The following is a 15,700-nucleotide window of genomic DNA, read 5'->3' as shown; positions in this document are numbered from 1 at the left end:
GTTTTCTATGGCTTAGTATAGCATGCAGAATCGTAAAATTAAAAGGATAGACAAAGGAGTTCTTAACACTCCTTAATCTATCCCTTGTTTTATGCAGGATCAATCAATGTAGTTATATGACGAATATTTAACCATTCTAATTGACGATGGCGAATTTGGAATAGAGTAACTGGATCATAGAATTTCTCTGGACTGGAGTTCAGCATGTGAAGCTCTTTCTCGTTGCCCTCTTTTTCCTTTTTCAACTTCTCAACGGCAACTTTTAACACATCCATCGGGCTATCAAAGAACATACAAATGTCTCGTTCTAGCGTCCGTTCGAATAGGTCAAGCTGTTGTAAAAAGCGATTAGCGATTCGTTCGGCAACTTCAGTAAAATCTTCGTTTTCAATTGCCTTCTGATACTGACTTACCAAGAATCCTTTATTCTGTGATAATCCCCCAAAAAGCTTGCTAGCGCTTTTTAATAAGAATTGAGACGGTGTGAAGCGTAGGAAAATATTCTCCTTTTCAAAAGCCGAATAGCTCGTCATCCGTTCCATATCTCGCTTCCAATCGTTCAGCACTTGGAAATCACATTGCAATTTTAACATATCGTCACCAAACAACTGGTTTAATCCATCTGACATTTCATCAATAAATCGTTTGCTTTCATTAAACTCAAGTTCAGCCTTTCTGTACCATTCCTTAAACTTCACCTTTAACAATGGTATGGCTGTTTCATTTAGGTATAGCTGAATACGTTGATTCATTTCGTGATTAATTTTAACATGAAGATTTTTGAAATCACTGTCCTCATGTACCAAGTCTGCACATCCTTGTAGAATCTCAGGGATTTTCGATTGTATCGTCTCTCTCATTTCATTCTTTCTGCTTTGGAATGCTTTTGTAATGACATTATTTTTCGTGAATTGCAAATCATCTAATTGATTCACCGCACCATTTAACTTCGAAAGGACTTCTTCATTCAAAGTAATGGACTCGCGAAGTTCACCTTTTTGCTCGGCCTTTTTTGCTAAAAGAGTATCAAGTAAATTCTTGATCAGCACTAATAACTTTTCACTCTGCTTCATATCTTGAAGGGACTGTAGGAAATCCTTTACATCGTTTTGTCCTTCAATATAAAGTGGTTCCCCTTCCCATTCCAACTGTACAGGTTCATTTTCTCCCCATTTTAAAATATCAGTCAGTAGCTGTAGACCATCTTCAACCGTATCATTCGAATGGGATTCACGACTAATAGAATACTCCGCTTTTTCCACCATTTCCTGTTCAAGCGCTTCAGGGAAATGATCATTCCATGCTAAAATTGCACCTGATACAAGTGTAGCACTTGAAAACTCAGCGATTTTTCTCCAATTGTATAACAACTCAGGAATCAATGGTTTGATTTCATGAATGTAGTACTTCCCATTAATCAAGCTAAAGAACACTTCATTAAATAGGTTATTCGTTTCGTACCACTGTTCCTGGTCAAGCAATTCCATTTCCTTAAACAGATGATTAAAGCTCTTGACCCAAGCCAAATATTGCTCATCGTTCACGTAGTGTTTCCATAATGAAAATAGCAACTGACCGAACTGTGGGTGGCTAATGCTTTTTACCGTCAATAGAGGCTGCTCGAAATATTCAGGTGTAAATTTTTCAGCATAACCCTCATCTATATAAGATTTCAAAACAGAAAACCATTGCATTGATTCCTGTCTTTTCCCTTCACTAACGGCAAGCTCCACTGCACTCTTCCAGTCTCCGTTCTCTTCATAAAAAGAACGTGCCAATTTTGTTACCAATGGATAATCTGGATTTAGGGAGACGACCTTCTTAATCATACTGTCTGCTTTTTCCAGATTTCTAAGCTTTGTGTAAAGAGAGAATAACTGTAGACCGATTTCTGTATTTAGGATGACCGAGTCCGTCACAATTGATGTATAAATCGACTCGGCATTTGGATAAAGACCTAATTCTACATAAGCATCTGCCATATTCTTTTTAGCCCATGGCTCAAGCTCATTTTTAATATTTTCCCATTTATAGATGGCTGCTTCAAAGTCCTTGTATTGAAAGTACAGCTCACCTTGTGCAAAACGAATATACGACAAATCGTACACCTCTTGCTTTTGTTCCTCAAAAAAGAGTTCTCCTAATACTTCTACCGGATTGTTTCCTTTATGTTCAATCAAATTATTAAAGTATTGTTTGTTCGTTAATTGTTCTTCAAAACTCATATTTATTGCCCCTTTGGGAATTGATTTTCATTATTCCTTACTCTATCACGATAAATTAACTAAGGACTATATGAGAAAAGTAACATTCTCTTACTCCCTCTAGCCCCGTTTATTTTCAAGTTCTAGGTCCTAATTGCCATTGTTCTTGTTTGAGATCCAGAATCTTCAATGGAACCGCTGGAACTTTCTCCCTTCTTTCGTCAAAAACTGGATGGATTATGAAGAAATAACGGGTATTTTGTCATATTCCGATCGAACCTGCAATCTTTTTTATCAATTTAAAAAGAAATGTAACCGTATTGTTCTTACATCACGAGGACGACCCATGTTAGGGTTAGTACAGACAAAAACAAGGAGGTAGCACAGCATGAACAACATCTATAAGAAAAAAATAGCTGCGGCATGCGTAGCTACTTTAGCTTTTTTAGGTTTGCAAAGTACTATCGCATTTGCTGAAGAAAAAGTTGAAGATAAAATTCAAATTCCGGAAAAACCAATAAATCAAGATATTATTAAAGAAAATGTGGAAGAAAAAATTTCTGATAAAGAAAAGGAATTACTTTCTCGCTTAGTTGAAGCTGAAGCAAAAGGTGAATCGTATGAAGGAAAGGTTGCCGTTGCTGAAGTCGTCTTAAATCGTGTAGAATCCGAAGAATTCCCAGACACAGTGAAAGACGTTGTCTATGAAAAAACCGGGCGTGCTTATGCATTTTCACCCGTTCAGAACGGTTCCATTAACAAACCTGCGTCTGAAGAAGCAAAAGAGGCCGTAGAAGAAGCAGTAGAAACCCCTGAAAATTTAAACAATGCCATCTACTTCTATAATCCCGAAATCGCGACAGACAACTGGATTCGTTCTCGTAAAGTGATTAAGAAAATTGATAATCATGCATTTGCAATATAAAATTATAGAAGCTGTTCTGCAAAAGGATAATCTCTTTTGTGGAACAGCTTTTTTAATTTTATGGTCAGCTCGGTCTAGTCAACCTAATCGATATGCTTCACATAAATCGCCTGCGAAGTATTCACTGCTTTACATTCGGCCAATTCCTCTTCTTTTAAAATGCCCAAATGGATCGCAGATTTAATTTTCTTTTCATCAGGACTTTTTTGAATAAGGTCATTTAAATGAAGTTCTTCTAATCTTTTAACGGTCGATTCTGTGTCATATTTTTCCGTCGTCCGGATTTGTCGTTGCAGTTTGTAATCCTTTAAGACTACTTCTCCTTTAAGTCGTTTCCCAACCGTTTCGTCAAAAAATTCATTAAATGTTTTCTTCAGTTCATCTAGTTCTGCTTCGATATCCTTCTTCTTTTTACTCAGTTCAACATAATGGGCGAGCATTTCTCTTGTTAATAGGATTTCTTTTTTCAAGCGCATCTCCCCTTCCCATTTTGATCATATTAGAGAATTTAGGGGGATATTCACAACCAGATCAAAAAAAGGACGGCTTTTTTAAAACCGTCCTCTCCCGAATTATTGAGCAATCGCTTTGTCTAAAAATACTTTTAATCGCTTCTGATATTCTTCTTCTGCAACTGTATAAGCTTCCGTATGTCCTGCACCCGGTACAATCCATAGCTCTTTTTCACTAGTCGCTGCTTCGAAAATTTCGTTCGCCATTTTAGTCGGTACAAGGTCATCCTGATCCCCGTGAATTATAAACAATGGCAGCTTATTTTTCTTCGCACTTTCAACAGCAGATGCTTCGCCAAACGTATAACCCGCTCTTAATTTTGTAATCCCACTTGTCACTTCCATAATCGGAAATGCCGGAAGATTGTACAAGTATTTCATTTGGTGCGTTAACTCTGCTTTCACAGTTGTATAACCGCTATCCTCGATAATACCTTTTACTTCAGCTGGAAGTTTTTCGCCAGACGCCATCAAAACTGTGGCAGCTCCCATTGAAAATCCATGTAGGAAAATGGTGTTTTCATTCTTTTCTTTAATTAAATAATCGACCCAATCCACATAGTCTTTGCGCTCATGCCAGCCATAGCCAATATAATCGCCACCACTCATGCCATGTCCACGGGCATCAGGCTTTAGAATGTCATAGCCTAGGTCATAATAATATTTCGTAATGCCTTGCATATCTTCTCCACTGCCATGATATCCGTGGGCAATGATGACAGCTTTGCCATTTGAGTATGGATTTTTTAAGAATCGTGCCTTTAAAGTTAATTCATCATATGATTTAATTTGGACGATTTCGAATTCTTGGTTTGCTGCCCACTCCATTAACGCTGCCGTTTTTGCTAGCTGTTCTTCTGTACCTTCTAAAGTCGCAGCAACTTCACTGCTTCCACCACCATGTAATGCTGGTCCTTCTTCACCGCGTTTTACCGCCACACCGTAAAAATAATTTCCTGCAACCCCGAGGCCCATTACTACGATTAGAATAAGTATCATCATAATCCACATAATTTTCTTTTTCAAAAATTAATCCCCTTTTTATCTATTAATCTTTTACCTATCTATTTTAGCAGAATGCAAAAATTTTAATAGCGTTTTTCTTTACCAAAAGCGCTTTGGATTTAGCTATTTTGATTCAGAATTAAGGGAAAGTTAATTTACTATATTTGTCGGTCAACTCTAGCTCTTTCTCTTCCATCTTGGCGTGCAAGTCCTATTTACCGGTCAACTCTAGCTCTTTCTCTTCCATCATCTTGGCGTACAAATCACATTTGTCGGTCAGATCAACCACTATCTCCTACATCTTGGCGTGCAAATCCTATTTGTCCGTCAACTTTGACTCCTTCCCCGACATCGTGGCGTACAAACATATTTATCGGTCTGTAAAAGGCCTAAACTCACCAACTTAACGGCAAAACCATTCCTCACTCTAAAATTTCGTATTGCTAAATATTTTCTAAATCTTTAAAATAAAGAAAAACATTATACAACCAGGGAGAAACCAAGCAATGAATCGTAAAATTTTCTTATATGTAAAAGCTTTTTCTGATTTAGGAACGTTTATGGACATGATTGCCATCAATGTTTTAATGTATGTTGCAACAGGAAGCTCTGCCTGGTTGGCAGCCACTATGGCAGTTAAGACGTTAGGTGGAGTGTTGTCGAGCTTGTTTTCAGGGGTTCTCGCTGACCGATTTGACCGGAGAAAAATCATGATTGGGACGGATGTATTCCGAGCTGTCATTATATTAACTCTCGTCTTTTTTCCAAACCCGATCATGATACTTGTCGTATGTTTCTTTATTGGGATCTTCTCAAGCTTTTTCGCGGTAAGTTATAGTGCTGAAATTCCGCAAATTTACGGGCAGGATAAAGTACTAGAAACAAATGCGCTCATCTCTCGATTAACCTCAATTAGCTTAGTAATTGGCTTTATTGGTGCTGGAATCATCACAGATATTCTTGGTTATGAAATCACTCTCATCATTGACGCTCTGACCTATTTTGTCTCTGCCCTCGTTTTACTCGGCATGAAATGGGAAACAAACCTAACAGAAAGAAAAGTAGTCATAACAAATGGTTTCAAGGACAAACTCATCAATATCGTACGTGATATAAAAGAAGTCTATTCGTACATCCTACTCGCTCCGATGCTACTACTTGTTAACATTGTATTCCTAGTTGGTGCATTTGCTGGTGCTTCACATAATTTGGGGATTCCATTGTTAGCAGAGAATATTGATGCAAGTCGTCAAAGCCTGTATTATGGTTTGATTTGGGGAGTTTGGGGAATAGGGTCAGTACTCGCAACGATCATTTTACCAAAACTAAAATTCTTACATGGAAATCGATTATTTTACGCATGCTTTTTCACAGCCATGTTGATGTCAACGGGATTTATTACATTCTTCTCAAGTATAAACCTATCGATTGTCTTGACTTTTGCGTTCTTTACAGGTGTATTTGATGCCTGCTTCACAACCTTGCATGCTACTGTTCTTCAAAAAACAGACAATCATATTCGAGGAAGAATCTTTGGTGTCGGTATGCTGTTAAAATCACTAGGATTTGCTCTCGGTTTCGTCGTTGCACCCATTTTATTAGAGGCTTTTACGTTACCAAAAATGGTGTTGGCTTTTCACGGTACCCTAATCCTGACATGTCTCACAGTCCTCATTTACACAAATGGAAAAAGAAAATCAATGGAACTAAAAATGTAAAAGGGAAACCAAATTCGGTTTCCCTTTTGCACTTACTTATAGAACACTTTTTCTATATTATATTTCGCTTGAAGCGTGTTAATGATGTACGTCTCGTAAATCTCTCTTTCCATTGGATCCTCGACAACACATACATCAATTCTGTATACTTCTTCTCTATGACCCTTTAAAGGAGACACATTGTCTTCCAAATGCTTTTTCACTCTTGGACGTAACTTTCTTGCTTTCCCAACAAACAATAGCTCATCATTAATATTGTAAAATAAAATGATGCCACCTTTATCTCTTGGAATTTTATGAAGATCGATGAATCCCTCGATGGATTTGATGATTGGTTCATCGTTCTCTCGAATTTGTTTACGTTCGCTAATCGAGACGTCTGGATTCGGAATGTCAATTTTAATCATTGCTTGTTAAAACCTCATTTTCATCATTTATTAAACTTTAGATCAATTCTATTTTCTACAATAAGTATTGGATATATACCTGATCTAGAATTCCTCTTCCATTGTACCTCTTAGGGATTCATCAATCTACCATTATTTATATCAAATAATTTCCTACAGCCTACCCAAATACTAAAATGATGACAATTTGAAAAACAATGAGGGTTTCAAATGGAACGATTAACAAAGCATTTCTTCATCTATTTAGGATTATTGGGCTCTATCCTCTTAGGTAGCTTGATCATTGAATCACGTACCTATTATATCGGGATGATTGTACTAATGCTGATTATGGGACTTCTCAGTATGTTCACTCGTACGATGTATTCCTTTGCCCTGCTCATTACCATTATTTTAATCTTGGCCTTTTTCAACGTCGGTACATCTTGGTATTTCGCTTGGGATTTAAATAAACAAGGAATCAATATTGCGGTGCAAGCCTTAGTTTCATTTTCCGCTTTGATAGCATGGATCTATGGGTATACGGTTCGGAAAAATCGGGAGGTTCTGCAGGTATTAAACGAAGAGCTTTTACGATTAAGAAAATACGATGAACATACAGGTATTCTTACCTTGAATGAGTTTCTTGAACAAGCTGAAATTCTTTTTACCGGGATGAAAAGGAGAAAAGAATCTGGTTTTCTTGTCCACATCCTTATTAATGAGAGTAAGGAGTATAAGCAGAGAATTATTCGAGACAAGTTATCCGTTGCCGTATTGGAGTCGATTCGAGCAAAATACGATTTAGCAGGTCAACTGCATCCACGAGCTATCATTCTATACCTGAACAACACAACTGAGCAAGGTGTCGAGATTGTTCTGGAACGACTCAAAGGAAAGCTTGATGAAACCAGCAAACAATCGCTCTCTTTTGAAACAGCACGATTGCCTGAGCTTTGGGATGAGACACGGGACCAGTTGAAAGTCTTTATAAGGGGTGAGCATTTTGGTCATCACACTGATGATTATCGCGATTAGTTTTTGGCTATTGTTGGTCTACTACTCCGTTCTCACGATTTTTGGCTTAATTTTTCGTGGACAAAAAAAGACCGCGACCCCATTAACCACTTATCCAAGTGTCGCCATCTTCATTCCGGCTCATAATGAAGGGGTTGTGATCGCAGATACCCTTTTTGCAATGACGAAAATTCAGTATCCAGGTAACCTACAAATTTATCTCCTCAACGATAATTCCAAAGATGAAACCGGTGAAATTGCAGATTATTATGCCAATATGTATAAAAACATTCACCATATTCATGTTCCGCCTCGAAAACCGAGTGGAAAATCTAGAGTCCTCAATTACGGTCTGCAAATAACGGATTCCGAATATATTTGCGTGTATGATGCCGATAATCAACCAGAACCTGATGCACTCCGACTTCTCGTCGAAGCAGCAGAAACAACACCAGAGGCTGTTGGCGCAGTTGGCTACGTCAAGACCATCAATGAAACGACGAATAGTCTTACCCGCATGATCGCCTTAGAATTTTCCGTTTTTCAACTTACGATGCAAGCAGGACGGTGGAAGTTGTTTAAGCTTGGCTCCCTTACTGGCACGAATATGCTCGTTAAACGCTCATCCCTTCTTGATGCTGGCGGGTATGACCCAAAAGCGCTAGCAGAAGACGCAGACCTCACACTCGCACTTACCGGAAAAGGGGGATTATTACCGATTGTTCCGGAAGCGAGGACGTGGGAACAAGAGCCCGAGAATCTACGTGTTTGGGTGAAGCAAAGAACACGGTGGATGCAGGGAAATCTCTATTTAATTGAAAAAACACTTCAAAATCCTGAATACTTCAAAGGGAGAAACTTTATTCACTCCGCTCAATTACTTGCGGTCTATGTTTGTTTCGTATTCTTCCTTATCGTCTCAGATATATGGTTTTTCCTTGGTATGTTCGGTATCGTGGAGAGTTCAGCTAGTGTCCCTCTCCTTGTCCTATGGTTTGAGTCATGGCTCATCTATTTCATCCAGCTTGTTTCTTCCCAAGTAATGGACAAAAGAATAGGTTTACGTGATTTGTTTACCTCTTTTCTAATGTACTTTACCTATGCACAACTCTGGCTCATATTACTTATTCGAGGACTGTACTTTCAAATTAAATTGAAACGTACAGATGATGACCCGATATGGGACAAAACCGAGCGTTTTCGGAAGTACACTTGAACATGCTATTTTCCCCTTTACTTTTGGCAGAAAAGGATTAGAATAGAAATATTGTAATCAGCAGGGAGTACTGGAGGAGATTCCATGACGGAAGAAAAAAATCAATTTCAAGAAAAAACTCTTTTTCAAATAACTTGGCCCCTTTTCATTGAAATTGCTCTCCATATGACAATGGGGATTATCGCGACCTTTATGCTTGGACATTATTCAGATAATGCAGCAGCAGGTGTTGGGGTAGCCAATCAATTACTCAATATATTTATTCTCGTTTTTAACGTCACATCTGTCGGAGCGACAATCTTAATCGGGCAAAAGCTTGGTGCAGGAAAAATTGCAGAAGCGAAACAGATGGCTCAATCAGCGTTCGGAATGAATTTCTGGTTTGGAGTTATCGTAGCTGTGATTGTCTTTTTCTTTGGAGAGTATTTTCTAACACTTTTTGATGTAGATGGACAGATTTACGAGTACGGACTCATTTTCATGAAAATTTGTGGACTGTCTCTTTTCTTAGAATCCTTGTCTCTTGCACTTAGTGCTGTTCTCCGTAGCTATGGCTTCACTAAAGAATCCATGTTTGTGACAGTTTTCATGAATGTGATCAGCATTATCGGAAATATTGTGGCCCTTTCTGGGTTATTCGGACTTCCTATTACAGGAGTAACAGGTGTGTCATGGGCAATTGTAGCTGCAAGAGGCATTGCAGTACTTATTCTACTCTACTTTGTCTATCAGCGTTTATCGATTTCGATTAAGCTGGAGCATATTTTTAAAATCAAAAAAGAAGATTTTCGCGGACTCCTTTCAATCGGAATTCCATCAGCTGGTGAAAATTTATCGTATCAATTTTCTCAATTGATTATTACAGGAATCATCGCAACACTTGGAGCATCTTCGTTAACCGCTCGTGTGTATATTGTCAATATTTCGATGCTATGCTTTTTGTTTACGATGGCGATTGGAATGGGTACTCAAATGTTAGTTGCTCGATACATTGGCGGAAAGCAATTTGAAAAGGCATTTCACCGTGGGATGCGCACATTAAAGATTGCCATGGTAGCTTCTTTAACGGTATCGTTAATTATCGCCTTAATTGGCTCCCCTGTTCTCAATTTCTTTACAGATGATCCAAGTATCATTGCAATAGGGCTCCCGGTTCTTTGGGCTATTGTTTTTATCGAACCAGGCAGAGCGATGAATATCGTTTTAATGAATACGTTAAAATCAGCTGGTGATGTTCGCTTCCCTATGTATGTCGGAATCATTTTCATGTGGGGTATCGCCGTTGTATTTAGTTATTTATTCGGCATTCAGTTAGGCTTAGGATTACTAGGTGTATGGATTGCACAAGGATTGGATGAATGGATTCGTGGAATTCTCGCTTTACGACGTTGGCAAAGTAGACCTTGGGAACGAAAAATGAATATTGAAGTCAATGAATATCAGGTAAAGAAAGCCTAAATGGGAAACCGAGCATGTAGTTTTATGCTCGGTTTTTTGTGTGTTTTCTACCTGTCTTGGCCGCTTAGAATTCAAGAACTATATATAACCTCTCTATCTGTAAGAGTCACTCCATGACTATTAATTAACAAGGTTGTCCAAGTGGCCGGAATTTGGTTTGCATCATAAGCACATACAGAAATGATTCCTTGTTCATGTACGAGGTCTTCTAAAAACCATTCCCTTTTGTTAAAGCCTCCAGGCTTCTTTTAATAACTTAATTCCTGAACTAATTTCTGATTCTGTTAATCCTCCAAAGCCTATTAAAACTCGAGAACCTGTGTATTCTGTTTCACCATAATAATATACGGATAATGGATAAACCTTAACACCAACAGCCATCGCCCGCTCAATTAATTCTACTTCAGCCATATTGTTTTTAACTTCTAAAACAATATGAAGGCCAGATTTTTCACCGATGACGGTGACATTACCACCAAGATATTGAGTAATCGCTAGCATTAAGGCCGCCTGTTTTTTACGGTAAAGAGTTCTCATCTTATTAAGATGAGTCTGCCAATACCCTTCCTTCATGAAACGATAAAGTGTCTCTTGATGAAGGCGGGAAACTGTCTGTTTGTAGATGATAAAGTGCTCATGATATTTTTTTAAAAGTGGAGTTGGTAAAACCATATAGCTTATTCGAATAGATGGAATTAACGATTTGGAAAATGTACCTAAATAGATTACATTTTCATTAACACTCAGTCCTTGCAGAGCCGGGATTGGCTTCCCTTTATAACGATATTCTCCATCATAATCATCTTCAATAATGTAAGCGTTCTTTTCTTCTGCCCATTTTAACAAATCCATTCTCCTGGAAATGGGCATTAGCATCCCTTTCGGAAATTGATGAGACGGTGTAACATACACTACATGTGCATCTGACATTTTTAACAGGTTTATATCTATTCCATCTTCATCAAGCAAAATGGGAATTGTACGAATACCTAGGTCTTGCAAAGCGATTCTCGCTCTATGGAATCCGGGATTCTCCAGTGCATATGTAAATTCATTTCCAATGATCATAGACAATAATCCGATTAAAGACTGTGTTCCAGCACCAATGACAATTTGTTCGGCAGAGCATCTAACACCTCTAGATGCATAAAGGTGGGCTGCTATTTGCTCACGAAGGTTCTCTTCCCCTTGAGGATTTCCGATGTAAAATAATTCTACCTGATCCTCATATAAAGATTGAATGGTAAGTTTCCTCCAAATTGCATATGGAAAATGATCTAAATCGACCTTCCCTGAATTGAAGTCAATTTTGATTTTTACTTCTTTGATCTTAGTTATTGGTCCTTGTTTTTCTAAAGGTCGTTGCATGAATACTTCATGTTCAATGGAAGCTACAAATAATCCTTTTCGAGGTTGGCTTTCCACATACCCTTCCGCACATAATTGATCGTAAGCAGCTTGTATTGTGTTCAAGCTCACTCCAAGGTACTCTGATAATTTTCTTTTCGACGGTAATTTTTCATTAGTATTTATTCTTCCAGCTAGAATTTCTTTTTTGATATACTCGGCAAGTTGTATGTACAATGCCTTACCACTTTTACTATCGAAAATTGGAGTTAGTTCAATCATAGCTCATCTCCTATATCAAATCTGACACCATCAAATATACCGTATCTGGTCCTTTTGATTATACCAGATTGTGTTTAAATATGATTAAAGGAGATGTATAAAAATGGTTGAAATTAAGGAACTGAAAATTGAAAAGGAATGGAAAGAAGCCTTTCCTGTCATGAAGCAATTGCGTACACATTTGAATGAGGACCAATTCGTTGAACTGGTGAAAGAAGCCGTAGAGAAGGAATCTTATAAAATCGCAGCCTTATATGATAACGAAAAAATAGTAGCCGCAACAGGCTTTATGCCGATGATTACTTTGTATAATGGGAAATTTATTTGGGTTTGTGATTTAGTGACAGATTCAGAGAGTCGGTCCAAAGGATATGGCGAAGCACTTCTAAATTATGTCCATAGTTGGTCAAAGGAAAATGGCTATGATATTGTCTCACTTTCATCAGGATTGCAGCGGACCAATGCGCACCGCTTTTATGAAAATAAGATGAACTATGATAAGGTGAGCTATGTGTTTCTTAAAAGAATTTGAATTTAAAAACCTGATTTAGGTCTTTTTTGACATCCTATTTTTCCACTCTTCGTCTCATTCTAGATAGACTTTCTATATAACATGTATATAACATATTATCTGTCAATTTTAGGTTAAAAGGTACAACTCAAACTATTGAAGAAGTATAGATTTCTTCTCACCTTGTCGCTCGATTTCGATTATATAGTAGAGTGCGACCCAGCTACTGTGAACTAATAAATAGATGATAAATGAGTAGAAGATCGTATACCCATGTTTATAGTGATACACCCCTACAAGTGCACTTAATTTTTCAATCCCCATGCTCATAATGGTCCATATCAAAATATACACTGGCGAATAACGAAATTTTACTTTTAAATAGTCATACAAATAAAAGAAGAAGTAGCTATAGGATGCGTACATTACATGGGATAAAAAATCGGTCAGTTCAAATACTGATTTATCATTTAAATCATAATAGCTAACTGGAATAACGCTTAACGTGTGATCGAAAAAAAAGCCGGTAAAAACGCCCGTAAGTAGGTAGATAATCGACACCTTTATCGGAAATCGTTTTGGAATGGCTAAAAATGCTAGGAGTCCAACCACGATTGAAATGATCACAAACCACTCGTTCCCATTAAAATGATTGTCATAGTGAATTACTTTCAAGGTTACTTGAGCTCCTCTCTGTCTAAGCGAACAAACCATCGGGTAATAAAAGTCAACGTAACAATAAACATCGTGTACATAGGAATACTATACAGAAGGCTCCAATGGCGAAAAGTGATCATTTCAAACCGAAGCATTAGCCCATCATCTACCAACAATAGTATCAAAATCAAGACTCCAATTGACCATCTCCAACGGCGACTCAAGGGAGAATTAAGAATTCCGGAAGCCATCATCAGAAGAAAAGGGATGATAATGAAGCGACAAATATGTAATGCAAAAGATTTTTCTATATCTCTAGTAACGGGAACCCATTCTAAATTAACGTCAAGAATCGTAAATAAGGTGACCGTGAGAATTCCAATGATATAGTATAAAAAGATCATTTCTGTAACAGTTAATCTTTTAGGCACCAAGACGAAAACAATTATTATCATCCACGCAATCAAGGCAAATAGAGCCACTAGCATCGTAATCATCCTTTAAATGATCTAACACATATGTGTATAAAATTCCCCAAATCAAAGGAAATATTTATCATTTTCTTTAACTGTCTTTAGCGGTATAGACAAATCTTCGAGACTCATAGCAAAGCTAAAAGGAATTTTTCCCATAAAAGTAGAAGTTAGTTTTATATAAAATTATTAAGGAAGTGAAATGTTTGTTCTATCGAAGAAAATTCTATGTGGTGAAAAATGAATTTGTTGAGATTTTTAATGCTCATTTTAATGAAACTAACTTACCCAATCAATTGAAGCATGGAGCACGTTTAATTGGTCGATGGATAGTCCCAAAGGATGAAGCAACAACAGAAGTTTTTGCTATTTGGGAGTATGACAGCTATGAGGAATATCAAGCAATCGAAGCGAACGTCAGAAACGATCAAGAGCACCTCAAGCGTATCAATAATTGGTATGAGGATCATGGTGGTAGAGATTTTGTTTTAAAGCAATATGTTTTAGAAGTACGAAATGAGGAATTGAAGTCGACTCTCTCATGATAAGAAAGGAATTTTTCGGTTTTTGTCGAATTATTCCATCATAAAGGAGCTGACATAAATTGGACGTAGTATTTCATACAGACATTGCTGTTTTTAACTATCGAGTTGCTGGGATTTGGATCAAAAATGGTCATGTCCTTTTACACCGGGACGTCAACGAAAAGAACTGGTCACTTCCAGGTGGTAGAGTAAAAATGGCTGAAGATTCAACATTAAGTATAAGAAGAGAGTTTCAAGAAGAACTAGGTCTCGATATTAAGATTGAAAAATTGGTATGGGTAGTAGAAAACTTTTTTGAATACAAAGGAAAAGATGTTCATGAGATTGGGATGTACTACCTCGTCACTTCAGAAAATAAATCATTTGAATTAAGCAGCACACCTTTTTACGGGATAGAAGGCGAAAGATTGATTTATCAATGGATGCCGATTGAAGAACTTCAAGAAATAGAGCTGTATCCTGAATTTCTGCGGACTGCCCTAGGAAAGTTACCACTGTCGACAGAGCATATAATAGTAAAGCCAAATAGTTAGATTGATGCTGAAACCAATTACCTTTTTCCACGTATACATACTTAAAAATGAACAAAAGGAACTACAGTGATTCATTTGGAATCATATGATGCTGTCTTGTTAACGATTCTATTATCATACTTTGTTATTAGCATCCCTGTAATTTTATTAATTTTTTCTAACTAACAGCAGCGATTCTTAATGATGAGGAATCGCTTTATTTATAGGGAGAGATGGTACTAATGGATAAAGACCAACTAAAGGTATGGAATGAAAACCACAAGAACCTGAAAGAAATTATTATAAATCCTGAGCAACATTCACAAGCTGTACAATTATTCCTAGATCAGCACTCTTTGGTACACAGTTCTACTATCGGTAGAACGAGTTTAACAACACTTGAAGATGCACTGTTACGGGATTTGGACGAAACTACATTCAGACAGTATCCGGTTTCAAATCCTGATACTAAGAATTCCATTGCATGGCACTTATGGCATATTACTCGTATAGAAGATATGACGATGAATATTTTAATAGCGAATGAACAGCAAGTCCTATTTACACACCATTTGTTAGAAAAAATGAATATTCCCTTTGTGCACTCTGGTAATGATATGAGCGAAGAAGAAATTGCTTTGTTGAGTTCAAGTATTGATCTTGAATCATTATTAACCTATCGCACAGCTGTTGGAACACGTACGCAAGAAATTGTATCTTCCCTGAATTCTGGTGATTTTAATCTAAGTATTGATCATAACAGAATTGAACGTTTATTTGAGGAAAACGCAGTTATGGCAAGATCAAATTGGTTAACTGATTATTGGAGCAAAAAGAACATTGCAGGCTTAATTTTAATGCCAGCCACGAGACACATTTTTTTACACCTGAACAAAAGTATTCGTGTTAAGGATAAACTTCAAAAATGATGT

Annotated in this window: 16 protein-coding genes; 9 read left to right on the top strand and 7 right to left on the bottom strand. The window is 37.3% G+C overall.

Annotated features, from left to right (window positions below):
- Positions 1-89: 89 nt before the first annotated feature.
- Complete coding sequence (locus FA727_RS05535; RefSeq protein WP_136829754.1) at positions 90-2,225, bottom strand: tetratricopeptide repeat protein; 2,136 nt, start codon at positions 2,223-2,225, stop codon at positions 90-92.
- 367 nt (positions 2,226-2,592) lie between these two features.
- Here FA727_RS05535 and FA727_RS05530 point away from each other — a divergent pair, with 367 nt between their 5' ends.
- Positions 2,593-3,129, top strand: coding sequence for a cell wall hydrolase (locus tag FA727_RS05530; RefSeq protein WP_136829753.1), 537 nt, complete (start codon positions 2,593-2,595; stop codon positions 3,127-3,129).
- Between the two features lie 83 nt (positions 3,130-3,212).
- Here FA727_RS05530 and FA727_RS05525 read toward each other — a convergent pair whose 3' ends face one another.
- Together FA727_RS05525 and FA727_RS05520 are read right to left on the bottom strand one after the other, a co-directional pair.
- Positions 3,213-3,599: a hypothetical protein gene (locus FA727_RS05525; protein WP_246041707.1), complete on the bottom strand. Its 387-nt coding sequence runs from the start codon at positions 3,597-3,599 to the stop codon at positions 3,213-3,215.
- Positions 3,600-3,701: 102 nt separating this feature from the next.
- The gene (locus FA727_RS05520; RefSeq protein ID WP_136829751.1) at positions 3,702-4,667 is read right to left on the bottom strand and encodes an alpha/beta hydrolase; all 966 of its coding nucleotides are present in this window, start codon (positions 4,665-4,667) and stop codon (positions 3,702-3,704) included.
- A 485-nt stretch (positions 4,668-5,152) separates the two neighbouring features.
- Here FA727_RS05520 and FA727_RS05515 point away from each other — a divergent pair, with 485 nt between their 5' ends.
- Positions 5,153-6,364 carry an MFS transporter gene (locus tag FA727_RS05515; RefSeq protein WP_136829750.1) on the top strand — a complete coding sequence of 404 codons (1,212 nt, stop codon included), beginning with the start codon at positions 5,153-5,155 and terminating at the stop codon, positions 6,362-6,364.
- A 32-nt stretch (positions 6,365-6,396) separates the two neighbouring features.
- Here the strand turns inward: FA727_RS05515 and FA727_RS05510 are convergent, their stop codons facing one another.
- Positions 6,397-6,771, bottom strand: coding sequence for a nucleotide excision repair endonuclease (locus FA727_RS05510; RefSeq protein WP_136829749.1), 375 nt, complete (start codon positions 6,769-6,771; stop codon positions 6,397-6,399).
- Between the two features lie 210 nt (positions 6,772-6,981).
- Between FA727_RS05510 and FA727_RS05505 the strand changes: the two genes are divergently transcribed.
- The 3 genes from FA727_RS05505 to FA727_RS05495 all read left to right on the top strand — a co-directional run bounded on the left by FA727_RS05505 (position 6,982) and on the right by FA727_RS05495 (position 10,441).
- A complete protein-coding gene (locus FA727_RS05505) occupies positions 6,982-7,788 on the top strand; it encodes a hypothetical protein (protein WP_136829748.1) in 807 nt (268 codons plus the stop codon).
- Positions 7,757-8,983: a glycosyltransferase family 2 protein gene (locus FA727_RS05500; protein WP_438646606.1), complete on the top strand. Its 1,227-nt coding sequence runs from the start codon at positions 7,757-7,759 to the stop codon at positions 8,981-8,983. The genes FA727_RS05505 and FA727_RS05500 overlap by 32 nt, the downstream gene beginning before the upstream one ends.
- A gap of 84 nt (positions 8,984-9,067) precedes the next feature.
- Positions 9,068-10,441 (top strand): MATE family efflux transporter, encoded by a 1,374-nt coding sequence (locus FA727_RS05495; RefSeq protein ID WP_136829747.1) that lies wholly within the window; start codon positions 9,068-9,070, stop codon positions 10,439-10,441.
- A 228-nt stretch (positions 10,442-10,669) separates the two neighbouring features.
- Here FA727_RS05495 and pdxR read toward each other — a convergent pair whose 3' ends face one another.
- The gene (gene pdxR / locus FA727_RS05490) at positions 10,670-12,070 is read right to left on the bottom strand and encodes a MocR-like pyridoxine biosynthesis transcription factor PdxR (RefSeq protein ID WP_136829746.1); all 1,401 of its coding nucleotides are present in this window, start codon (positions 12,068-12,070) and stop codon (positions 10,670-10,672) included.
- Between the two features lie 103 nt (positions 12,071-12,173).
- On the opposite strand from pdxR, the gene FA727_RS05485 reads away from it, so the two are divergent.
- Positions 12,174-12,602, top strand: a complete 429-nt coding sequence (locus tag FA727_RS05485; RefSeq protein ID WP_136829745.1) for a GNAT family N-acetyltransferase — start codon at positions 12,174-12,176, stop codon at positions 12,600-12,602.
- A gap of 132 nt (positions 12,603-12,734) precedes the next feature.
- On the opposite strand, the gene FA727_RS05480 is transcribed toward FA727_RS05485, so the two are convergent.
- Positions 12,735-13,256 (bottom strand): hypothetical protein, encoded by a 522-nt coding sequence (locus tag FA727_RS05480; protein ID WP_246041705.1) that lies wholly within the window; start codon positions 13,254-13,256, stop codon positions 12,735-12,737.
- Between the two features lie 2 nt (positions 13,257-13,258).
- Positions 13,259-13,735 (bottom strand): hypothetical protein, encoded by a 477-nt coding sequence (locus FA727_RS05475; RefSeq protein ID WP_158318793.1) that lies wholly within the window; start codon positions 13,733-13,735, stop codon positions 13,259-13,261.
- Between the two features lie 182 nt (positions 13,736-13,917).
- Between FA727_RS05475 and FA727_RS05470 the strand changes: the two genes are divergently transcribed.
- From FA727_RS05470 to FA727_RS05460, 3 genes are all read left to right on the top strand, one after another.
- A complete protein-coding gene (locus FA727_RS05470) occupies positions 13,918-14,256 on the top strand; it encodes an NIPSNAP family protein (protein ID WP_136829742.1) in 339 nt (112 codons plus the stop codon).
- A gap of 59 nt (positions 14,257-14,315) precedes the next feature.
- Positions 14,316-14,789 carry an NUDIX hydrolase gene (locus tag FA727_RS05465; protein ID WP_136829741.1) on the top strand — a complete coding sequence of 158 codons (474 nt, stop codon included), beginning with the start codon at positions 14,316-14,318 and terminating at the stop codon, positions 14,787-14,789.
- 221 nt (positions 14,790-15,010) lie between these two features.
- On the top strand, positions 15,011-15,697 hold the full coding sequence (locus FA727_RS05460) for a DinB family protein (RefSeq protein WP_136829740.1): 687 nt from the start codon (positions 15,011-15,013) through the stop codon (positions 15,695-15,697).
- The last annotated feature ends 3 nt before the right edge of the window (positions 15,698-15,700 follow it).

The organism is Robertmurraya kyonggiensis, assembly GCF_005116465.1.
Classification (GTDB): Bacteria; Bacillota; Bacilli; order Bacillales; family Cytobacillaceae; genus Robertmurraya; species Robertmurraya kyonggiensis.
Note: the sequence above shows the minus strand (reverse complement) of the source record. Positions and strands in the feature narration are given on the sequence as shown.